A 21,034-nucleotide genomic window follows, 5' to 3' on the forward strand; every position below is an offset into this window, starting at 1 on the left:
TGCCGTTACTGGCTATCAGGCAACAAAAAAGCAGCGTTGAACGCTGCTTTTTTAAGAAACCGTAAACCATGGATCAGAACGGAATGTCGTCGTCGAAATCCATCGGCGGCTCATTGTACTGAGGCTGCGATTGTTTAGGCGCAGACTGCTGCTGAGGCGCATAGTTTTGCTGTTGTGACTGCTGAGCCGGTTGCTGAGGTTGTCCCCAACCGCCCTGCTGCTGCTGGCCACCCATAGGGGCCCCCTGACCCTGACCACCGGCACGGCCGCCCAGCATTTGCATCACACCGTTGAAGCCTTGCACAACCACTTCGGTCGTGAAGCGGTCCTGACCGCTTTGATCCTGCCACTTACGGGTTTGCAACTGACCTTCAATGTAGACCTGAGAGCCTTTACGCAAGTACTCACCAGCCACTTCAGCCAGCTTGCCGAACAAGGCAACACGGTGCCATTCTGTTTTTTCTCGCTGCTCGCCGGTGGCTTTATCACGCCAGCTTTCAGAAGTCGCGATGGTGATATTTGCGACTGCACCGCCGCTTGGCATATAACGGATTTCAGGATCTTGTCCTAAGTTACCTACCAGGATAACTTTATTTACGCCACGACTGGCCATAGTTCACTCCAGGTTTTCGCTGTTGAGGCTGCCAATCATGACACCCTTCACTCATTCAAAGTTTATACTTAATCGCCGAGTTTAACATGGGCTGCCCTCTGAGTCATAGGGCTACGTCATGCTTCCCGTGTCTAGACCGGACGCATAAAAGACGATCAAAGCACTGTGTTTTTGTACAGTCAAGTCTTTTAAGCCCCTCAGGGCTATGCAATAATGTCAATCCTATTTATTCAAGCGCTGATGACTGCAACTATGGATAAGATCGAAGTCAGGGGTGCACGCACCCACAACCTTAAAAACATTAACCTGACTATCCCCCGGGATAAGCTGATTGTTATCACAGGTTTATCAGGTTCCGGTAAGTCTTCTCTGGCATTCGACACCCTGTATGCCGAAGGTCAGCGCCGTTACGTCGAATCACTGTCGGCCTATGCCCGCCAGTTTCTGTCGCTGATGGAAAAGCCGGACGTCGACCATATTGAAGGTCTGTCGCCTGCCATCTCAATTGAACAGAAATCGACCTCACACAACCCGCGTTCGACGGTCGGTACCATTACCGAAATCTATGACTACCTGCGCTTGCTGTATGCCCGTGTCGGCGAACCACGCTGCCCGACTCACGATGTGCCCCTTGCCGCGCAAACCGTCAGCCAGATGGTCGACAAAGTGCTGACACTGCCGGCAGGCAGCAAGCTGATGCTGCTGGCCCCTATCGTCAAGGAGCGTAAGGGCGAGCACCTGAAAACCTTAGCCAACCTGTCGGCGCAAGGCTATATCCGGGCCAGGATCGACGGCGAAGTCTGCGATCTGTCCGATCCGCCGACGCTGGAATTACACAAAAAGCACACCATAGAAGTGGTGGTGGATCGCTTTAAAGTGCGAGATGACCTCCAGCAGCGGCTGGCTGAATCGTTTGAAACCGCGCTCGAGCTGTCAGGCGGCACCGTTGTCGTCAGCGCCATGGACGACGATGACATGGCCGAGCTGATTTTCTCGGCCAACTTCGCCTGCCCGCATTGCGGTTACAGCATGCGTGAGCTGGAACCGCGCCTGTTTTCCTTCAATAATCCGGCCGGTGCCTGCGGTACGTGCGACGGACTGGGGGTGCAACAGTATTTCGACCCCTCCCGGGTGATCCAAAACGAGGATCTGAGTCTGGCTGGCGGTGCCATCCGGGGCTGGGACAAGCGCAATTACTACTACTTTCAGATGCTGACGTCGCTGGCTGAACATTACGATTTTGATGTTGAGTCACCGTTCAGCAGCCTGCCAAAAAAAGTACAGAACGTATTGCTGCAGGGGTCCGGCACCACAAATATTGAATTTAAATACATTAATGATCGCGGCGATGTGACGGTTCGCCGTCACCCGTTTGAAGGCATTCTGAATAATATGGAGCGCCGCTACCGGGAAACCGAGTCCAACGCGGTACGCGAGGAGCTGGTAAAGTACATTTCCACCAAGCCTTGCGCCAGCTGTCACGGTTCGCGGCTGCGCCAAGAAGCACGTCATGTCTTCATCGACAGCACTAACCTGCCGGCGATCAGTGAAATGAGCATCAGCCAGGCGCTGACCTTCTTTACCGAGCTGACACTGGAAGGACAGCGTGCGCAGATTGCCGATAAAATCCTCAAAGAAATCAATGACAGGCTGACCTTCCTGGTCAATGTGGGCCTCAACTATCTCAACCTGTCGCGCAGTGCGGAAACACTGTCCGGCGGTGAAGCTCAGCGCATCCGCCTGGCCAGCCAGATTGGCGCCGGCCTGGTCGGCGTGATGTATGTGCTCGATGAGCCTTCCATCGGCCTCCACCAGCGGGACAACGAACGCCTGCTGAGCACCCTGACCCGGCTGCGCGATCTGGGTAACACTGTACTGGTGGTCGAACACGACGAAGACGCGATCCGCAGTGCGGATTACATCATCGATATCGGCCCGGGTGCCGGTGTTCACGGCGGGCAGATCATCGCCGAAGGCACCATGGAAGATATTCTGAACTCGGAAGATTCCCTGACCGGTCAATACCTGAGCGGCAAAAAACAGATTGCAGTGCCCGTTGAACGTGTGCCTGTTGATCCGGCAAAAACGGTGCTGCTCACGGGCGCCACGGGCAATAACCTGAAAAAAGTCGATGTGTCGATTCCGGTTGGCTTGCTGACCTGTGTGACCGGAGTATCCGGCTCAGGCAAGTCCACGCTGATCAACGACACTTTCTTCAAAATTGCTCACCATAAACTCAATGGAGCCACCACAGGCGAACCGTCACCCTATGAGGATATTCAGGGGCTGGAGCACTTCGATAAAGTCATCGACATCGATCAGAGCCCGATAGGCCGAACGCCGCGTTCTAACCCGGCAACTTACACCGGCATTTTCACCCCCATCCGGGAGCTGTTCTCGGGGACCCAGGAGTCCCGCTCACGGGGCTATAAACCGGGCCGCTTCAGCTTCAACGTCAAAGGCGGCCGTTGTGAGGCCTGTCAGGGCGACGGGGTGATCAAAGTGGAAATGCACTTCCTGCCCGATGTTTACGTGCCCTGTGATAGCTGTAAAGGTAAACGCTACAATCGTGAGACCCTGGAAGTGAAATACAAGGGCCAGTCTATTGATGAAGTGCTGGAAATGACGGTGGAAGATGCGCGGGTATTTTTTGATCCTGTGCCAGCCATTGCCCGAAAACTGCAAACCCTGATGGATGTCGGACTATCCTATATCCGCCTGGGGCAAGCGGCGACCACGCTGTCCGGCGGCGAAGCGCAGCGGGTAAAACTGGCGCGCGAGCTGTCCAAACGCGATACAGGCAAAACCCTGTATATTCTCGATGAACCGACAACGGGCTTGCACTTCCATGATATCCAGCAGTTGCTGAGTGTCCTGCACCGACTGCGTGATCACGGTAATACCATAGTGGTGATTGAGCATAACCTGGACGTCATTAAAACCGCAGACTGGATCATTGATCTGGGACCGGAAGGTGGCAGCGGTGGCGGCGAGATCATTGCGACAGGTACCCCGGAACAGGTTGCCGGGGTCGCCGGTTCGCATACGGCCCGCTTCCTCAAACCCCTGCTGCCCGCATTAACAGCAAAGCAGCAGGCATAATTACACACATGCACTCTGTCAGGCTGAGTGTTCAGCCTGACTTTTTGTCTATTTGCCGAGGGACCGGACACCGTGACCGTCATTCAACTAAGGGGCACCAGACTGGCCGCTGCCACCATCAGTAAACCACTGACGCGGCCTTTTATTCTGGCGCTGACTTTTCTGTTTCTGCTGTCGATGCATTATTTTCAGCATAATCAGGGAGGAGCCGGGCTGGAGTTACCCTTTAATGTCAGTAGCTGGATCCCTTTCAGCTTTGCCATTGCAATTGGCCTGCTGGAGATCAGCCGGCAGAAAATATTGCGTTATTCCCGCCTGACGCTGGTGCTCTTGTGCTGCTGCATTATACTGTCTGTCCCCATGCTCTTCCCGGAAGCGCGACCGGAAGCCGCCATCAACCGCATCATTACCCTCTGGGCTGGCTGGTTGTTTTTCGTGGCGCTGCAGCAGTTTGCTTTCAGCCAGGCACAGCGTCAGCAAATACTCTGGCTGATCTTAAAAGCGGTCTGGCTGCAAGCCGCGCTGGCCTGGTACCAGTTTCTGTGGATCTCTCCGGAAAACAGCATCGGCTATAACACGGATATCAACCGACCCTACGGTATTTTTCAGCAGCCCAACGTGATGGCCAGCTTCCTGGCTACCGGGCTGATCCTCTCGGCCTACCTGCTGGCACGGCAGCCGATGGTTCAGGGCCGCTGGACACTCTCCCATCTCGGCCTCCAATTAACACCAGTGGCTGTGATCCCCATGCTGTTTGTGCTCAGCTCGCGGACCGGCTGGATTGCCAGTGTGGTGGGAATATTACTTATCCTGCCTTACCTGATGCAGTTTGCGGCCAGGGTACAGTGGCGAATGTGGCTAATGATGGTGGTCATGGGATTAAGCGTGACCTGGAACCTGACCAGCAGCCTGAACTGGAGTCCGCAGCCAGGCAGGGTGTCGCTGGAAAGTGCCCGCGCAGTCATCTACCCGCAAGCGCTGGACATGTTCCTGCATGCTCCGGTCACGGGCGTCGGCTATGGCAACTTTGAACCCGCTTATCTGATGCAGACAGCACAAGCGCATCAGGCTGATCCTGACACGCCCCATGGTTTACCCGGACTGGATCACCCTCATAACGAACTGCTGTTCTGGGCCAGTGAAGGGGGCATTTTACCTATCCTGGCACTGCTGATTACGGCAGCGGCGGTGCTGGCCAAAATTCGTCGCGCGCCAGCCAACACCCAGCTGGCTCTGGTCGCGCTCCTGTTTCCAATTACGCTGCATACCCAGCTCGAATACCCCTTTTACCACTCACTGATCCACTGGATTATTTTTGTGTTCCTGATCTATTGGGTTGATGCCTTGAGTGCGAAATATTTCAAACAGACACTGCGATTTTATAAACCCTTCAGAATCAGCGCCATGCTTTTGCCTGTCGTCGTCAGTCTCTTTATGGCCACCACCTTATATTCAGGTGCCATGCTGACCCGCTTTGAATCATCGACGCCGCCCGATTTAACTGCCCTGGATAAGGTCAATAACACCTGGGCCTGGCGTAACCGGTTTGAATGGGATCTTTATCAGACCCAGTTGAAAATGGGCATTCAGCACAATAATCCCGAGTTGCTGACAGGCTTCATCCACTGGGCCAACCACAAAGCCAAAGAACTGCCCAGGCCGATTCTGTATCAGTTTCTGATCACCGCCCATCAGGCATTAGCAAACACCTATCAAGCTGAGCAGGTTCGCCAGGAAGCCCGGTATCTTTTCCCGGGGGTCGATTTCAGCGATGACGCCTTACCTCAGCTATACAAACCAAAAACCGTGACGGCCTCGCCGCAGATAGCACAAGCAGACAACGGCTGAGCCTTTGTCCTAAAAAAGAAGCGGCTGCCCCAGAGGCAACCGCTTTTTCCTGCGCTGATACTTATTTCAGCACCTCTTCCAGTGCTTTCAGGCACAGCGCAATATTCTCTTTACGCGCACCGTATCCCATCAACCCAATGCGCCAGGCTTTGCCGGCCAGAGCCCCCAGGCCGGCACCGATTTCCAGGTTATAGTCTTCCAGCAGGGTCTGACGCACTTTCGCATCATCAGCGCCGTCAGGAATATAAACCGCATTGAGTTGCGGCAAACGGCTTGCCTCATCCACCACAAAGCGGATCCCCATAGCTTCCAGGCCCGCGCGCAATAACTGGTGCATCTCGGCATGGCGCTGCCAGGCCTTTTCCAGCCCTTCATGTTGCAAGCGAACCAGCGCTTCGTGCAAGGCATACAAGCTGTTGACCGGGGCAGTATGGTGATAGCTGCGCTTACCTTCACCGCTCCAGTAGGCCAGTACCAGGCTCTGATCAAGGAACCAGCTTTGTACCGGCGTCTTACGCTGCTGAATTTTCTCAACAGCCCGCGGCGAAAAAGTCAGCGGCGACAAGCCCGGTACGCAGGACAAGCACTTCTGGCTACCGGAATACACGGCATCCAGTTGCCATTCGTCGACTTTCAGCGGCACCCCGCCCAGCGAAGTGACAGCATCAACAATCGTCAGGCAGTCATAGTCGCGGGCCAAGCGGGATAAGGTTTCCGCATCGCTCAGTGCACCGGTTGAGGTTTCCGCGTGCACAAACGCCAGTATTTTCGCATCCGGATGAGCTTTGAGCGCGGCTTCAACGGCTTGCGGATCAATCGGCTCTCCCCATTCATTATCCACCAGCACAGCTTCACCGCCGCAGCGCACAACATTTTCCCGCATCCGCTCGCCGAAAACCCCGTTACGGCAGACGATCACCTTCTCGCCCGGCTCAACCAGATTGACGAAACAGGCTTCCATTCCCGCACTGCCCGGCGCAGAGACCGCTATAGTAAATGGGTTGGTGGTCTGAAATGCATACTGAAGCAGTTGCTTAAGCTCATCCATCATTCCGATAAACAGCGGATCAAGATGGCCGACAGTCGGGCGACTGAGTGCCTGCAGAACCTGCGGATAGATGTCCGACGGACCGGGTCCCATCAGTATGCGTTGAGGCGGGTAAAAACTTTGAATTGTCATAAGGCTTCTCCATCTGCACAGACACATAAGTTACTTATAATTCAGTGCATTAATTATTGTTGGCAACAGTAGCTTTCGCAGGGCATTCCCAGCGAGCATAACAGAACCACCCGTACCTGAAACCAGGCAGGCAAATTTATGCAAAGTCAGTAACAATCTTGACACAGAAAAATGCATTCAAGCATTGACAAAGCCCCCCCTCTCATATTCAATAAGGGCAATTTTTGTTCACCCTGAGAAAGCTCATTTTTCAGGTGAAAACGGAAGAGGCGCGTTATCCAGGTATCTATGCGGCGGGGCCCCACCCCAAAGCACCATAGAGAGGGGGAGCAACGCCGAGATACGGTAAGACAGGGGGCTTGCCGTATCGGCTTTGAAGGTTGAATCCTTCTGGCTGTCACCTGCATCATCCAGTGCAGGTGGAGAGCTTCTGGTAGCAGCAGTCTTAGTACGTCTCGCCTAATGGCTCTTCTGACACTCAAGTCGGAAAGATTCCCCAAATTTTGCCCCATGTTTACGCTTTGTTAAGTGGGAGATCACATTGAGCCCTGTAATTTCTTCTTCAGCGTTGAACGCTGAAATCACAGTCGCAAAATTTGGCGGCACTAGTGTGGCTGATTTCGTTGCAATGAGCCGCAGTGCTAAGATAGTTATCAATAATCCGACAACCAAACTGGTGTTGATCAGTGCGTGTTCCGGTGTGACTAATATTTTAGTCGAACTGGCCAACGGCGTAGCCGATGCCGAGCACCGACATAGCCTGATGGAGCGTCTTCGCGCCATTCACCACAGCGTGCTGGCGGATTTACAGCAGCCTGAAGCGGTGGCCGGTCACATTGATGAACTGCTCGTTCAGGTCGGCGAACTGGCTATAAAAGCCGCAGAACACAAGTCGGCAGAGCTGACAGATCAGCTGGTTGCCAACGGTGAGTTGCTGTCTACCCACCTGTTTACGCAAATCATGCGTGAAATGGGCGCCGACGCGTTGCGTTACGATATCCGTGACGTGCTGCGTACTGACAGCCGCTTTGGTAAAGCCAGCCCTGAGCAGGAAATGATACGTCAGCTGACAGAGGAAAAGCTGTTACCTCTGCTGCAGGATAAGATTGTTGTTTCTCAGGGTTTCATCGGGAGTGATGAGCAAGGCCGCACCACCACGCTTGGCCGCGGTGGCAGTGATTACAGTGCCGCCCTCATGGCTGAAGCGGTGGATGCCGGCACACTGGAAATCTGGACTGACGTCCCTGGTATGTACACCACCGATCCGCGTATTGCGCCGAAAGCCACGCCAATCAAAGAAATCAGCTTCAGCGAAGCCTCTGAGATGGCGAACTTTGGTGCCAAGATCTTGCATCCATCGACACTGATCCCGGCCGTTCGCCGTCAGATACCGGTGTTTGTTGGATCGTCCAGAGCACCAGAACAAGGCGGCACCTGGATCCGCAAGTCTGTTACCGAAGCACCGCTGTTCCGTGCGCTGGCACTGCGTTCGAACCAGACGCTGATCACCCTGACCAGCCTCAACATGTTCCATGCTTATGGCTTCCTGGCCGAAGTCTTCCGGATTCTGGCTGAACATAAAGTCTCTGTTGATCTGATTTCGACTTCTGAAGTCAGCGTCTCTCTGACCATGGATCAGACCGATACTGGCGGTGGCGCACCCACGCTGCCTCCGGGAGCACATGCCGCGCTCAGCGAACTGTGCCGCGTTGAGATTGAACAGGACCTGTGCCTGATCTCTCTGATTGGTAACCGCATGAGCCAGACTGCCGGTTCAGTCAGTACCGTATTCAATACGCTGGACGAGTACAAGCTGCGCATGATTTGCTACGGCGCCAGCCCGCACAATCTGTGCTTCCTGGTCAAAACCGAGCATGCCATGCCGATTGCTCAGAGTCTGCACCGTAAGATTTTTGAGTAATTTCACCTCCAATTCCTGCAAAAAAGGCGCTCATTGAGGGCCTTTTTTTATGGTTTAAGAAAGGTAATGAAATTGTATGGTGTTGATTTTGAATGGTTTTTATATGGTTTATGGGTCATATTAGTCTAAGAAAGGTAGTTAAAGTGGACACAATGTGGACGCTCTATCTGCCATTTTACTCAGCGGATTGAACCTTACTGCGTCTACCAGGTGATCAGGTGCGAGATGGGCGTATGCCATCGTTTGAGCAATGCTTGAATGACCAAGTATGTCTCGCAGTGTGAGGATGTTTCCCCCTGCCATGATAAAGTGACTAGCAAAAGTATGCCTCAATACATGCACCTTTTGCCCTTTAGGTAAACCAAAATCAAGTTTCTCCAAGATTTCATATAGTTCCAATTGTGGATCGTATGAAAATACGTTGCTTCCTGTTTGAGGGTAAATACGGTGATACAGCTCCTCACTGATTGGAACTGTTCTTGGTTTCCCTGTTTTTGTGTTGGTAAACCGGATCCGGTATGGCGAGAGGTTGCTTGCTTTTAATGTGATTGTTTCTCTCCATCTTGAGCCTGTTGCTAAGCATATTTCAACGGCCATCATCAGTTCTTTATCATGCTTCACTGCATCCAATAACTGACTGATTTGGTTTTCTGTTAAAAATGTCATTTCTCTTCGGGTAATTTTGGGTAGCTTAAATCCTTTTATCGGATGAGTACCTGTGAAATCCCCTGTAGAGGCAAGCACTGTAAAAACATTACTTACAGTGCTTATCAAGCGGCTAATCGTTGCTGGCTTCTGTCCCTTCTCTTGTCTGTAGTGCACCCATTCAGAAAGCAATTTGTTATCAATCTTATTGACAGGCGGATCACCTAGCTCAGTACAGATCAATTCAACTTTTTTCAGATAGTTACTCGCCGTCCTTTTAAATTGCCCTGACTTTTTCCACCATATTTCAATCAGTTCAGATAGTTTCCTATTATCTACTGGAGGGCCTAACCACTCTTTGTTATGTGCCCTTGCAAGAATGTATTTTTCGTAAGCCAATGCTTCAGCTTTCTTGTCAAATTTCCGCCTGAAGCGTTTGCCATCCCTCCCAGCTGGTCTGATATCGACCAGCCATTTATCGCCATCTTTTTTAATGCTCATAGTGATCTCATCACCATTGCAGCACGACCGATGATTTGAAGACGCTTGAGATCTTCCCCTGCCATTTCGAAATCGTCATAACTGGGATTATCAGAAACCACTTTGTAGCTTTGATTTAAAATATTCCATTTCAATCGCTTAACATAAACCATTTCGTCAATACGAATGACATAGATCCCATCTTTTACAGGTTCAGTTAGTTCTCTGGTGTCAACAAGAATGCGATCACCATCGTCCATGGTCGGCAGCATGCTTTCACCCGAGCAAAATACAATTGCTGAGTATTCAGGGAGAAGCCCGAGGCTTCGAACTAATGCAGTTGATACTGTAAACACGCTTGTTTGATATTCCGTATTACTAAGACAGCCAGCCCCGGCGGCGGCTTGAACGTTAAACTCTGGAATGTCTATGGTATCCACTTCATTCACAGGTAGTGCTTCAAAAATCGCAGATGCGTTTGGCTCTGGTTTTTGTGATTTCAAAGGTTTCGTATATTCCAGCTCCCTATATTTCTCTCCGGTTTCCTTTAATTCCCTCATGGTCTCCAGACTGTTCTTTTTTTCAACATCTGTTCCATATTTTTCGATTAGTGCTTTTTGTGTTTCTTCGTGTAAATTCGAAATGTGGTACTCAATAGCACTTCCTTTCCCTTGAGCCTTTCTTTTTAACCAATTGTTTCTAATGGCTTTTGCGGCCACCGCTTGTCTACTGTTCGGCATGCTGTCAAGCAAACATAGTTCAGTCGTTAGATACCATTCCTTCATAACCAATCATTTCCATTATTGACAGATGTGGGGTTGTCGTGCGTTAATGCTGAAAGGTTATCAAAGGTAACTAATCAGGTTTCAGCAAGAAACGCACACGAAAGGTAATGATAGGTTAAAAAATGAAAACAGAAAACAACATCCGTCAACATAATGCTCCGTTTGTAACCCCTCAGATGTATGCAGAGATAACAGGACAGACTCTTGATGCTGTTCGAGGCCAGATAAAACGGGGCATGTTGCCTGTACTGAAACGTGAGCGAAACGAGCGAGGCCTGAATTTCATCAATATGAGGGCGCTTGAGCAACTGGCTATAGAACAGGCAGAACAGTATCAAGATTGGAAATCAGCGATTTAAGGGGGATGCATGGATCCGATTCACGCCCCTTGCCCGGACATGGCTGGCATGGTCAGCCCTGATCCCGAGAAACGCCAGCGCGCTGTGTTCCTGCTGGGTAAGTTGCGGGACAAGCACGGGATAAGAAAACGCACCTACACACCCCGCCCGATGAATTACAAATGCACGCCAACAGGCTGCTATGAGGTTAATGAGTAATGCAACACGGTACGGTTTTTACTCGTCATTTCTTGAAGCGTCTCCCGCAAGTTGTCCGTCAGGATATCCGCACCAAGATAGCCAGCCGCCAGCAGCGCGGCGGGGCTACACGTGACAACCTTGACCGCTTCAGTGATGAGGCGGTGAAGTTCGGTTTGAAAGTCGCCCCCTTCATTGAAAACAAGTTTTCCTTTGTCGACAGCCGCAACAAGGTCAATGCCGAGCGCTTAAACCATAACATTCTGATGCGAGACGAGGCCGTGCGTAAGCTGGCCCGTCTGGTTGCTGATGAGAATATGCAGGCAATGAAAGACATTGACCCGCAGGTTTTTGACAGCTTTCTGGAGGCCATGAAGCACATCTATTCTGTGCTGGCTGAGAATATCCGCGCCATTTCCATTAACCCGCCTGTATTGCCCGGTGGCAAGGTGGAGATTGAGCGCGCCGAGCAAGTGCTCACCGCTTCAGTGCTGAAAATGCAGTCTGAAGAATGGATTGAGCGCCGCCTGTTACACCTTCGGGCGCAGTACATTGAGTACGCACAGATTGCCCTTGAGCGCGTCGGCGACAAGGGGCACCAGACTAAATACATTTCCTATCCGTCTTTCCAGAACTGGAAGAACAAGCAGCGTGAAGCCGAACGATTCATTCAGAACACCGCGGTGTACAACGAGGCCACCGGGGAGCACTTCGACCTTGCAGAAGTGATCAAGCGCACCACGGCTAACCCGGAAAACCGCCGTATTGAAATGATGGTGCGTTCCCGTGGCTTTGAAGAGCTGGCGCAGGACTTGGGTTATACCGCGCTGTTTATCACGTGGACACTGCCGAGTAAGTACCACCGTAATTCCAGCAAGTGGAACGGGGCCACGGTCAAAGAAGGCCATAGCAATCTGATGCAGCAGTGGGCGCAGGCCCGCGCCCTGATTGCCAAGGAAGATATTCATTACTTCGGTTTTCGCGTGGCGGAGCCGCACAAGGACGGCACCAGCCATGGCCACTATTTTCTGTTCTGCGATCCGAAAGACAAAGACACCCTGGTTCACATCATATCCAGTGTGGCGACCAGTGAAGACAGAGCCGAGCTGGGAGACGACATTTCCCCGCGCTTTGACGTCAAGGAAGCCGACCCGGCCAAGGGCGGCGCTACGGCGTATATCGCGAAATACGTTTCGAAAAACATCAACGGCAAGCACATGCCAGACACCGAAGCCGAAGAAAGCGCGTTTCGCGTTCGTGCCTGGGCCTCGGTTCACCGTATCCGCCAGTTTCAGCAGTTCGGTGGTGAGCCTGTTTCCCTGTGGCGCCATTTGCGCCGGGCCACGGAAGCGCAAACCCGTATTGACCCCAAACTTGAAGCGCTGCGACAGGCGGCGGATTCCTCTAAGTGGGCGCTGTTTTGCCAGCTCGCCGCTGATGCGCAGTTGGCCTATGAAGAAAAACAGAACCAGTACGGTGAGAGCGTGAAAAAAGCCATTGGCTTTCACTGGATCTCTGAAGGGGTGAGTACCTTCATTTCGACATGCAACGAGACCTACCGATTAGTGAAAAAGTCTGAGTTGGGGGCGCTGTTAGAGTCGCGGAGCGGCTCCCCTTGGAGCACTGAAAATAACTGTAACCCCATGCTCGGAGAGCACTTAAAACAGGTGACCGGATGGAGCCATGCCGGGGTGCAGTGCCTGATTAAACCCATATTGGCCGGGGCCAAAGTGCCAATAGACAAAGATTGCCAGCTCAAACTGGCAAATAACCGCTTAATTGTGACCCGAGGATAATTTGATGATTGAAACCATGACCGCCCAGCAGCTACGCCACGCCGAGAAAGCCATTGATACGGCGGAAGCCTTATCCGTGGAGGTGAAGGGCGAGATTGAAAAGCTCAAAGCGCTGGATATGAAAGTGTTGGTGAAAAAGGTCTCTGCCGTGATGTTCAGCGGCGGCTCCCTGAGTCTGGAGGCTATCGGCCTGCCGGGTGACTTTTTTGACAAGCTGGAAATGCTCGACGGGATCAGCGCGAAAGCCCGCGCCGGTTATCGGGCTGAAGTACAAGCCCGCTTGGCAAAGCTGGAAGGGGGCGAGGATGAGTAAGAACCCGACCCGCGGCTATATCCGCTGTACCGTGCCCGAGTGTGGTGAGGTCTGCACAGTACACATGACCGGGGAGCACCGCCTGATGGAGTCCGGCGAGCCGCCGAAGAACCCGCGCAATATTGGCAAGCTCTATTACCGCTGCCCGCGTTGCGGGAACAGTACCAACAGCACGTCAATGCACGAGCACATTGAAAAGCACAAGGTAGATACGGTTCAGGCGCTGGGTGACGCGCCTGTTCAAACCGTTAGCGAACCCGTTCAGGAAACGGTTCCGGATTCGGTTCAAAGCGTTAGCCTGAGCGTTTCCCAAACCAGTGAGGACGGGTTACCCGCGTTAACAGAGCCTGAGAAAAGCGCCCCGAAAATCCACTGGCAAACCCTGTATCCGTGGTTAGTCGGGTTATTTGTACTGGTAATGATTTTAATTGGTCTGTGTAAAGGAAAAAAAGATGACAGCAACAGCGGAAAACTTGCAGCAAATTGAGGCGTTTGATCTCGTCGAAGAACAACCCCAGGCGGATGACTGGGCGGACTGGGGCGCAGCGATTCAGCAACTTGAATCTCAGGAAGTGCCTGAGCCGGATGACGTGGCGCAGGACGCCGCCAACGATGAAGACGCGGCAGAAGCCGCGGTTGATTTACTCGACTTGGGGTTTGTCCTGTCAGAGCAGGCGATCACCTTCGCGATTGGTCTGGATTTTGAATACGACGAGAAAGCCAAGGCCAAGGTATTAAAGGCCGCTGGCCCACTGATGCAAAAGCACGGGGCGACGTGGTTGAACTGGCTCGGCCAATACAAGGAAGAGATCTTGTTCTTGGTGGCCGTCATTGGTTTGGGTGGCGTCACGGCCCGTCAGGTGAAAGGGCTACGGGCTGAGAAGCGCGCCCAACTGGCAGAAGAGAAAGCACAGCAGGAGGTGGACAATGGCGAAAAAGCCAACCCTGAACCTGCCGCGGCCTAAGAATTCCAATACCCACTTAGACCCGTTGCACCGGGTGATTATCGGCGGCACCGGCAGCGGTAAAACTTCACTGGTCAAGCATGCAAAATTCATCACCGCCAAGGCACAGGCGGTGTTCTTTGACCCTTACGAAAACTACGCCGGGAAACCCTTTCAGGGCCAGCAGGTCAGAGGCTTCCATTCGAAGGCGGATTTCCTCAAAGCGCTGGTCAAAGCCCGTCAGGGAAACAGCGCCTTTAAAATTGCCTATATCCCGTCTGACTTGGTGTTTGAGGAGCTGGAATTCTTCTCGGCCGCGGCGTGGTCGGTGCTCGATGGCCGCAAAGCCCCGCTGGAAATCTGCATTGAAGAGCTGGCGTCCTGCTCGCCCACGTCCGGTACCCTGAAAGGGAAAACCGGGGAGCTGCTGCGCGGTGCCCGCCAGTACGGCGGCATTGTGACTACGGTATTCCAGCGCGGGCAGGAAGTGCCGAAAACCATCACCACCCAGTCACCGACATGGTATTTGTGCGCGGTTAATTCAATGAATGATGCCAAGTACCTGTCTGATGCGAAATCCGTTCCCGTGGCCGACATTGCCGCCTTGCGCTCGGCCAAAATGAACAAGCTGGAAATCAACAAGCCGATCGCGGATTTCATCCACGTCGAGGACGGCGTGGGCAACTACCAGAAAGGGGCGTTGAACTGCCAGACGGGCCGCAAAGTGGCCCTGAGCTACCGGAAAAACAGCAAAAAACTAGCGTGATGCCTGTCACGTTTAAACCTATAGGTTACCCGCCTAACCTATAGGTTTCTCCTCATTCCCAACCTGCCTAAAAGTCGTTTTCATAGCGGCACCGAAACGGTTCAACTAACAACACAAAGGAACGCTATGAAGAAAGAGCACAAAGTCATGCTGATCACTGTGGTGGTCACTTTGCTGATCATTGCGGTGATTAACAACGTGTCTTCGCTGAAGACGCTGAAAGAAACAATTTACGGCAACGGGTGGTTTTAATCATGAGTGTTATAGCAGTAACGCCAGAAGCGCAGGCGCAAGCCATTGCCAATTACAAATACCAAGGGGTTAAGAAACTGAAGCTGTCGAGCTTCAGCGGTGTGACCTATAACGGCCGCTCAACGCTGACGGTGCCGACAGGCCAGACGTTTGATGCGTTCATGTTTAACACTAACCTGCCGTTAGAGCGGCTGGAAATCACGTTTCGCCTGAACAGTAACGCCTTTATCAGCGGCATTCCGGCGACCTTCTTTCAGACGCTGGAGCAGTACAAGCAAATGGATGTGCCCGCGGCGCTCGCCCCGCAGGGTGAGCAGGTCTTTATCGTGTCCTTTGCCGATTTGTCATTGAAGCTCAAAGACGGCCAGCAGCTGACCTCACTGGTCACCATGCTGGGCGAGTCACTGCAGATTCAGGTGGATATCGGCGCTAAGAAGGATGGTGACCCGGAAACGCCGACCCTTGAAGTGATCGCCGAAGTGAACACCCCGCAGGCGGTGCGTATGTATCTGCCACGTATCGAGCGTTTGCAGATTGATATGCCCGCGCAGGGCACCAACACCTTCAACACCCTGCCGAACGACATGAAGCGCAGCATTCGCCGTATGCACTTCATGACTGACGCGATTGAAGAGCTGGAAATCAAGCGTGATGACAACGTGGCCTATGAAACCACCGCCTGGCGTGAGCGTTACATGGCGAACCGTAACGATCTGATGTGGCAGGACGGCATGTTCCATCTGGATTTTCTGATGCGCGGCTTTATCCGCAATGAGATGTTCCCGACGGCCCGTGCCAAAGAGTTGCTGTTTACCTTTAAGACCCATAAGCCCGCGGGCAGCGTCACCGTGATTACTGAATATCTGGACGTTGAGCGCACGGCGGCACAGGTCACAGGTTAAGGGGGCAACATGCTGGATTGGCTCAACGATGCAGTGGACAAGGGCAGTGACATGCTAACCGGGGCGTGGGAAGACACGACGGAGTTTGCAGGCGGTTGGTGGAATGATTACCTCGACAGCAAGCCGACCCCGAACAGCACCCAAGACCCGAGCGCCAACGAGACGGGCAACACGGCGACAGTCACCCAGCAGCGCCCCCAGTCTTTCCACTATGGCTGGATCATCGGCGGGGCGGTTGTCCTGCTGTTGGTCATCGTTTTGATAATGCGGAGGTAATCAATGCCTTTAGTACCTCTCTTAATCGGCGGTGGTGTGTTGTGGGGCAGCGGCGCCCTTGTGGGCGGCTCCCTCGGCTATACCGCTGCAGATGGCACTAAGTACCTGAGTGCGGGTGTGATAGCCGTGGGCGTCATCGTGCTGGTGCTGGCCTTTCTCTATTTTCGTAAAAAGGGGGCGCTGTGAGCGGATCATCTTCTGGCGGTTTAGCCAGTCTGGCCGGAACTGCCGCCGGGGCCAGTATGGGCTTTCCCGGCATGGATATGTCCGGGGCACTTGGTGCACTGGAGTCGGTGAACGACAGCGGGCCGATGACCACCACCAACGGCCCGGTCGAAATGAACTTCGAGGCGGGGGGCGTGACCTTCGGGGCTAAGTCTACCAACTACACGCTAATCGTGGTCGCGATTGCCGCCATGGTGCTGCTGTTTTTCTACATGAAGGGGCGCTGATATGGGTCTGCTCAGTTCGAAAAAGAGTACCAACCAGAACATTAACCAGAGCACCAACACCTCCAACAGCATGGGCGTGAGCGGTGATAACAGCGGGTTAATGTTAAGTGGCATCAGCGGCACCGTGACCATGACAGATCACGGGGCCATGGAAGCCGCGGGGGAAATGGCCAGTGATGCCATGACCCTTGGCTCTAACGCGTTAGCCTCGAACAGCAGCGCATTGAACGATGCCTTGACGTTCGGGCTGGAAACCTTCAACGGGGCGCTGAATTCCCTTGGTGGCATGGCCTCAAACCAGAGTCATCTGGCCTCGCAGTCCATGCAACTGGCGAACAGCGTCAACGCCAGCGCCAACACGGGCGGCGCCAGTGATGTCGGGCAGCAGAATACCCGCGTCATGATGGCCTTTGCGGCGGTCATCGGCTTGGTGTTGCTGGTTGTGGTTCTTAAGAGGTAGCGGGATGTATCAGACACAGAAAATCATCGAAGTACCGCTACAGGCGGGTGAGAAAATTATCACCGCGGTTAGCCAGTACCTGTTAATCCGTGACTGCTCCCATACCGTCACCTTGCTGGCAAAAACCCAGAACCGGGAGCTTGGTACAGAGCTGAAGAAAAATGACGTGGTGCCGCTGGGCGGCTTCGAGACCATCGAGCTGTACAACCATCACAGCACGACGGTCACGCTCAAATACCAGTTAACCGATATCCCGGTAAACACCCAATCTGACGCGGTGGCTATCAGTGGCGCGGTGGAGGTGCACAGCATCCGCGAACCCGTGACCATTGATGCCATTCAGCAGACCGTGCCCGTGTCGTTTGATGCGCCTGTGTCTATTGCGAACTGGCCCGCGGTGCAGCCTGTGAGCGGAAAGATCACCGTAGGCAATTTGCCTGAGGTGCAGGCGGTGCGCGGGGAAGTGGCGATCACCAACCTGCCCGAAGTGCAGAGCGTGAACGGTCAGGTCACTGTCGGTAATCTGCCGCAGGTGCAGCAAGTCAGTGGTCTGGTTGCGGTGGCGCGCAGTGATGCGCTCGCCAGTGCGGTGATCCCATTAGAGCAGGCAACGACAACGCAACTGCTCGCAGCAGATAACACGCGCCAGTCTGTACTGGTGCAGACAGATAAAGCCCTGTTTATCGGGGGAGAAGGCGTGGATCACCAGACGGGCATTTATATCGCGGCGGGGGAATCCATGACGCTGGATACTGCAGCGGCGGTGTATGGCTATGCGCTGGAAGGGGCCACGGTGCGGACACTGGCAGAGGTGCGCCATGGCTAGATTACACGGTAGCGGCGGCGGGAGCTGGAAAAGCGGCGATATCAAGATCCACAACGGCCCCCTTGAATCTATCCCGCTGGGCTGGGTGCTGTGTGACGGTCAGAACGGCACGCCGGACTTGTGCGACCGGGCAATCGTCGGCGCGGGCCGGGCATACAGTCCGAATCAGACCTTCGGGACGGACAGCCGGGCGACAGGCAATCACACCCTGTCATCTAATCAGCTTCCCAGCTCGTCCATGACCTATCAGCGCACCAGTAACTTTCAGATCTCCAGCATTAGTAATGCGGGGGTGGCGAATCGCTCAGTGCCTAATAACGGCTGGAGTGCGTACGCCGAAACGGGGCGATCTTCACCGCGGACACTGGGCTTACGGCTGCATAACGCCAGCACCTATGTCAGCACGCCGGGCAGCGGGCAATCACACAACCACGGTCACGTCGATGTGCGTCAAAAGTCAGTGGCCGTCATTTGGATTATGAAGCTATGAGAATTACAGCAGTCACGCAGGATCAGCTCATCGTCATTGATGGTGTGCCGGCCTTTTTGGGACACATCGGCGGCTATGCCATGCGGCAAGGTGAATGGGCGGTTGATTTCAACACCCTGACTGGGCTGGGCCATATCGAATATACCGATAACCGCCCGAATCAGGTTATCGACAGCACAGTGTTTAACGCCGCCTATGGGTGGCTGATTGACGAACACAAACGCTATGTCACAGCCATGGCCGAACAACACGCAGCAGAGGAAGCGGCACGCAATGAGCAGCAACAAGATCTTATTGATACTGAGTCTGATGGTGATGGGGTTAGCAGCAATGACGATGTATAAGCCGCGAGGCATCCGAAACAACAATCCGGGCAATATTGAGGACAACGGCACCGCATGGCGTGGCCGTGTCGGTAACGATGGCCGCTTTGTCATCTTCGACAGACCGGAAAACGGCATCCGTGCACTGGCCCGGACGCTGAAAACCTATCGCAACCTGCACGGCCTGACCACGGTGCGCGGCATCATCAATCGCTGGGCGCCGCCAGTGGAAAATGACACCAGCGCTTATGTGGCTCACGTCGCCGGGGCGCTGGGCGTCTCCCCGGACACCTCGCTATCAGAAGCGGAAACTATGGACATCGTGCCCCTGATTATCCGCCATGAGAACGGCATGCAGCCCTACAGCGCCAAGATGCTCAATGCGGGCATTCAGGCAGCATAAGGGGGAATGATGCTCGGTGCATTATTGAATCTGATCACGGGCGGGGTGACGGCTTGGCAACAGCACAGCCGCAACAAGGCCGAAGCCCTGAAACGCAAAGACGAGCTGGAGCAGGCCAAACACGCCGCCAGGTTAAAACGGCTGGAATACGGCGACGAGAAAGCGGCCAATCTGGACGAGCTGAGTATCAAGGGCCGGGGCTGGAAAGATGAATTTATCTTACTGGTTGTGTTCACGCCCTTGGTGCTGTGCTTCTGGCCTGATTACGCGGTGTATGTGGATGCAGGTTTTCAGGCGCTCAGCAGCATCCCAGAGCCTTACTGGTACGTGGTCGGGGCTATCGTCGTCGACGTATTGGGAATGCGCTCTATGGTGCGCTACCTGCTGGAATTCTTCTCACACAAATTCAGAGGGAAACCGACTTGATAGAAATACTGCAACAACTGACCGCGATGGGCTTACCGCCCACCATGATCGCGCTGCTCATCGTGCTGTACAAGCAGGACAAGCGGCTAACAATACTGGAAACTAACGTACAGCTGGGGAAAAAGCATGGCTAAGACTGGACTGAAAAGTAACGGCACACTGAAGAAAGGCTACCGATTCGCCAAAGGGGGCCGTGTGGTGAAAGCGAAGAATGCGACGGTGAAGCGGAAGCGTGTGAGAAAATAAACTATGGCCCACCTAACAGGTGGGCATTTAAGTTATGGGTGTTAAGTATTGGTCAAATTGCTTCTACTAAGTAACTTTGACCAGCAACATTAACTAGCATTGGTGATTTTTTTTGTTTTAACTCTTGTAAGAATTGTTTTAGTTTTTTCTTCTTCCGTATGCTGATTTGCTTTCCTTTTGAGCGATAGCGGCATTGATCCAGCATCTCTTTTGAAGCGGTAAATCTGGCTTTTACTATTAAATTTTGCAGATTTAGCAACTGTGTCTTCTCTGAGGAGATTATACGTATAAGCTCTTCAATTTTATCAATTTTATTTGAGAGGAACTTAAGGGCTTCTTCCTCTGTTGTAACTGAGATACCTTTCCACAGTGGTTCATGATGAGAAAGACGGTTTCTAAACTGCCTTAATTCTGAAACAATTGGATATATGTGTTTGTGAAAATCTGATGAACTTTGGGTTGGCCAATTTTTAAAAGCTTTTTTACTTAACTTAGGCCAAAGAAAATTAGAGTTATTGACTCTATAGTGGCAAGTATGAAGTGCAAACTCCCATGTGCTAAAGTCTGTTGCAGCAACAACAAGATTAAAATCTGGCTGATGAGTTGAGGGCAATGCTGTAAGATTAGCTTTCTTTCTTGATTCGTTGAGCTTTTTTACAACATTTTTCCTAGCTAATTCGAATTTGTTTATAAGGTTAGTATGGTTGTAGTCTTGCGTGTTACGACGTTTATTACGCAAATTGTGCTCTATGGCCTCATACCAATAGCTTCCAAATTCTTTTTCCGCAGGTGCGTTGATTGCATTTCTTAATGCGACTTCAGTTGCTTGGAGCAAAGGATAAATAGAGCCGCATAACACCTTGTTCCAAAGATAGACGCCATAAATCTCTTCAACCGAATGTTCTTGGAAAAAGTTTTCATAAGTACCAATTCTTGGCCCAGAAACATACGGTTTGACTTTTTCGTAACGTATTGACTCTTTCATTTTTCTTCGCTTGTTCTCATTTAAAGCTAGCTTAGCATATTCACCGGTTAGCATTAGCTTTCGT

Annotated in this window: 27 protein-coding genes and 1 riboswitch; of the genes, 22 read left to right on the forward strand and 5 right to left on the reverse strand. The window is 52.8% G+C overall.

Annotated elements, in window-relative coordinates:
• Nucleotides 1-73: 73 nt before the first annotated feature.
• Entirely contained in the window at nucleotides 74-613 is a 540-nt protein-coding gene (locus tag H511_RS0118940; RefSeq protein WP_027253745.1) for a single-stranded DNA-binding protein, read from the reverse strand.
• 252 nt (nucleotides 614-865) lie between these two features.
• Between H511_RS0118940 and uvrA the strand changes: the two genes are divergently transcribed.
• Together uvrA and H511_RS0118950 are read left to right on the forward strand one after the other, a co-directional pair.
• Nucleotides 866-3,715: an excinuclease ABC subunit UvrA gene (gene uvrA, locus H511_RS0118945; protein ID WP_027253746.1), complete on the forward strand. Its 2,850-nt coding sequence runs from the start codon at nucleotides 866-868 to the stop codon at nucleotides 3,713-3,715.
• Between the two features lie 72 nt (nucleotides 3,716-3,787).
• Nucleotides 3,788-5,563: a PglL family O-oligosaccharyltransferase gene (locus H511_RS0118950; RefSeq protein ID WP_027253747.1), complete on the forward strand. Its 1,776-nt coding sequence runs from the start codon at nucleotides 3,788-3,790 to the stop codon at nucleotides 5,561-5,563.
• Between the two features lie 61 nt (nucleotides 5,564-5,624).
• On the opposite strand, the gene H511_RS0118955 is transcribed toward H511_RS0118950, so the two are convergent.
• Nucleotides 5,625-6,743 (reverse strand): pyridoxal-phosphate-dependent aminotransferase family protein, encoded by a 1,119-nt coding sequence (locus H511_RS0118955; RefSeq protein ID WP_027253748.1) that lies wholly within the window; start codon nucleotides 6,741-6,743, stop codon nucleotides 5,625-5,627.
• Between the two features lie 256 nt (nucleotides 6,744-6,999).
• Nucleotides 7,000-7,181, forward strand: a riboswitch (Lysine riboswitch).
• 103 nt (nucleotides 7,182-7,284) lie between these two features.
• On the opposite strand from H511_RS0118955, the gene lysC reads away from it, so the two are divergent.
• Nucleotides 7,285-8,664: a lysine-sensitive aspartokinase 3 gene (gene lysC, locus H511_RS0118960; RefSeq protein WP_036760008.1), complete on the forward strand. Its 1,380-nt coding sequence runs from the start codon at nucleotides 7,285-7,287 to the stop codon at nucleotides 8,662-8,664.
• Nucleotides 8,665-8,802: 138 nt separating this feature from the next.
• On the opposite strand, the gene H511_RS0118965 is transcribed toward lysC, so the two are convergent.
• Together H511_RS0118965 and H511_RS0118970 are read right to left on the reverse strand one after the other, a co-directional pair.
• Nucleotides 8,803-9,810 (reverse strand): phage integrase, encoded by a 1,008-nt coding sequence (locus H511_RS0118965; RefSeq protein ID WP_027253750.1) that lies wholly within the window; start codon nucleotides 9,808-9,810, stop codon nucleotides 8,803-8,805.
• A complete protein-coding gene (locus tag H511_RS0118970) occupies nucleotides 9,807-10,574 on the reverse strand; it encodes a helix-turn-helix domain-containing protein (RefSeq protein WP_027253751.1) in 768 nt (255 codons plus the stop codon). The genes H511_RS0118965 and H511_RS0118970 overlap by 4 nt, the downstream gene beginning before the upstream one ends.
• A gap of 122 nt (nucleotides 10,575-10,696) precedes the next feature.
• On the opposite strand from H511_RS0118970, the gene H511_RS0118975 reads away from it, so the two are divergent.
• The 19 genes from H511_RS0118975 (at nucleotide 10,697) to H511_RS24705 (ending at nucleotide 19,873) form a co-directional block, all read left to right on the forward strand.
• Nucleotides 10,697-10,933: a hypothetical protein gene (locus tag H511_RS0118975; protein WP_036760011.1), complete on the forward strand. Its 237-nt coding sequence runs from the start codon at nucleotides 10,697-10,699 to the stop codon at nucleotides 10,931-10,933.
• Nucleotides 10,934-10,942: 9 nt separating this feature from the next.
• Complete coding sequence (locus H511_RS0118980) at nucleotides 10,943-11,131, forward strand: hypothetical protein (protein WP_027253753.1); 189 nt, start codon at nucleotides 10,943-10,945, stop codon at nucleotides 11,129-11,131.
• Nucleotides 11,131-12,906 (forward strand): replication endonuclease, encoded by a 1,776-nt coding sequence (locus tag H511_RS0118985; protein ID WP_036760014.1) that lies wholly within the window; start codon nucleotides 11,131-11,133, stop codon nucleotides 12,904-12,906. The genes H511_RS0118980 and H511_RS0118985 overlap by 1 nt, the downstream gene beginning before the upstream one ends.
• Before the next feature lie 4 nt (nucleotides 12,907-12,910).
• The gene (locus H511_RS23795; protein WP_036760016.1) at nucleotides 12,911-13,219 is read left to right on the forward strand and encodes a hypothetical protein; all 309 of its coding nucleotides are present in this window, start codon (nucleotides 12,911-12,913) and stop codon (nucleotides 13,217-13,219) included.
• Complete coding sequence (locus H511_RS23800; RefSeq protein WP_051288318.1) at nucleotides 13,212-13,706, forward strand: hypothetical protein; 495 nt, start codon at nucleotides 13,212-13,214, stop codon at nucleotides 13,704-13,706. Before H511_RS23795 ends, H511_RS23800 begins: the two co-directional genes overlap by 8 nt.
• A complete protein-coding gene (locus H511_RS23805; RefSeq protein ID WP_051288319.1) occupies nucleotides 13,672-14,184 on the forward strand; it encodes a hypothetical protein in 513 nt (170 codons plus the stop codon). Before H511_RS23800 ends, H511_RS23805 begins: the two co-directional genes overlap by 35 nt.
• Complete coding sequence (locus H511_RS0119005; RefSeq protein WP_027253755.1) at nucleotides 14,147-14,929, forward strand: hypothetical protein; 783 nt, start codon at nucleotides 14,147-14,149, stop codon at nucleotides 14,927-14,929. The genes H511_RS23805 and H511_RS0119005 overlap by 38 nt, the downstream gene beginning before the upstream one ends.
• A gap of 126 nt (nucleotides 14,930-15,055) precedes the next feature.
• The gene (locus tag H511_RS25155; protein ID WP_027253756.1) at nucleotides 15,056-15,181 is read left to right on the forward strand and encodes a hypothetical protein; all 126 of its coding nucleotides are present in this window, start codon (nucleotides 15,056-15,058) and stop codon (nucleotides 15,179-15,181) included.
• A 2-nt stretch (nucleotides 15,182-15,183) separates the two neighbouring features.
• The gene (locus H511_RS0119015; protein WP_027253757.1) at nucleotides 15,184-16,083 is read left to right on the forward strand and encodes a major capsid protein P2; all 900 of its coding nucleotides are present in this window, start codon (nucleotides 15,184-15,186) and stop codon (nucleotides 16,081-16,083) included.
• Between the two features lie 9 nt (nucleotides 16,084-16,092).
• Entirely contained in the window at nucleotides 16,093-16,359 is a 267-nt protein-coding gene (locus tag H511_RS0119020; RefSeq protein WP_027253758.1) for a hypothetical protein, read from the forward strand.
• Nucleotides 16,360-16,362: 3 nt separating this feature from the next.
• A complete protein-coding gene (locus tag H511_RS0119025; protein WP_027253759.1) occupies nucleotides 16,363-16,545 on the forward strand; it encodes a hypothetical protein in 183 nt (60 codons plus the stop codon).
• Nucleotides 16,542-16,811: a hypothetical protein gene (locus H511_RS0119030; RefSeq protein WP_027253760.1), complete on the forward strand. Its 270-nt coding sequence runs from the start codon at nucleotides 16,542-16,544 to the stop codon at nucleotides 16,809-16,811. The genes H511_RS0119025 and H511_RS0119030 overlap by 4 nt, the downstream gene beginning before the upstream one ends.
• 1 nt (nucleotide 16,812) lies before the next feature.
• Nucleotides 16,813-17,271, forward strand: coding sequence for a hypothetical protein (locus tag H511_RS24205; protein WP_051288320.1), 459 nt, complete (start codon nucleotides 16,813-16,815; stop codon nucleotides 17,269-17,271).
• 4 nt (nucleotides 17,272-17,275) lie between these two features.
• The gene (locus H511_RS0119040; protein ID WP_027253761.1) at nucleotides 17,276-18,097 is read left to right on the forward strand and encodes a hypothetical protein; all 822 of its coding nucleotides are present in this window, start codon (nucleotides 17,276-17,278) and stop codon (nucleotides 18,095-18,097) included.
• A complete protein-coding gene (locus H511_RS0119045; protein WP_027253762.1) occupies nucleotides 18,090-18,587 on the forward strand; it encodes a hypothetical protein in 498 nt (165 codons plus the stop codon). Before H511_RS0119040 ends, H511_RS0119045 begins: the two co-directional genes overlap by 8 nt.
• Complete coding sequence (locus H511_RS0119050; RefSeq protein WP_027253763.1) at nucleotides 18,584-18,931, forward strand: hypothetical protein; 348 nt, start codon at nucleotides 18,584-18,586, stop codon at nucleotides 18,929-18,931. The genes H511_RS0119045 and H511_RS0119050 overlap by 4 nt, the downstream gene beginning before the upstream one ends.
• Nucleotides 18,861-19,313, forward strand: a complete 453-nt coding sequence (locus H511_RS0119055; protein ID WP_036760018.1) for a hypothetical protein — start codon at nucleotides 18,861-18,863, stop codon at nucleotides 19,311-19,313. Before H511_RS0119050 ends, H511_RS0119055 begins: the two co-directional genes overlap by 71 nt.
• Before the next feature lie 9 nt (nucleotides 19,314-19,322).
• A complete protein-coding gene (locus H511_RS0119060) occupies nucleotides 19,323-19,739 on the forward strand; it encodes a hypothetical protein (protein ID WP_027253765.1) in 417 nt (138 codons plus the stop codon).
• A complete protein-coding gene (locus tag H511_RS24705; protein WP_155804952.1) occupies nucleotides 19,736-19,873 on the forward strand; it encodes a hypothetical protein in 138 nt (45 codons plus the stop codon). Before H511_RS0119060 ends, H511_RS24705 begins: the two co-directional genes overlap by 4 nt.
• Before the next feature lie 164 nt (nucleotides 19,874-20,037).
• On the opposite strand, the gene H511_RS0119075 is transcribed toward H511_RS24705, so the two are convergent.
• Complete coding sequence (locus H511_RS0119075; protein WP_211225224.1) at nucleotides 20,038-21,024, reverse strand: Abi family protein; 987 nt, start codon at nucleotides 21,022-21,024, stop codon at nucleotides 20,038-20,040.
• Nucleotides 21,025-21,034 lie beyond the last annotated feature (10 nt).

The organism is Photobacterium halotolerans DSM 18316, from assembly GCF_000425165.1.
Classification (GTDB): domain Bacteria; phylum Pseudomonadota; class Gammaproteobacteria; order Enterobacterales; family Vibrionaceae; genus Photobacterium; species Photobacterium halotolerans.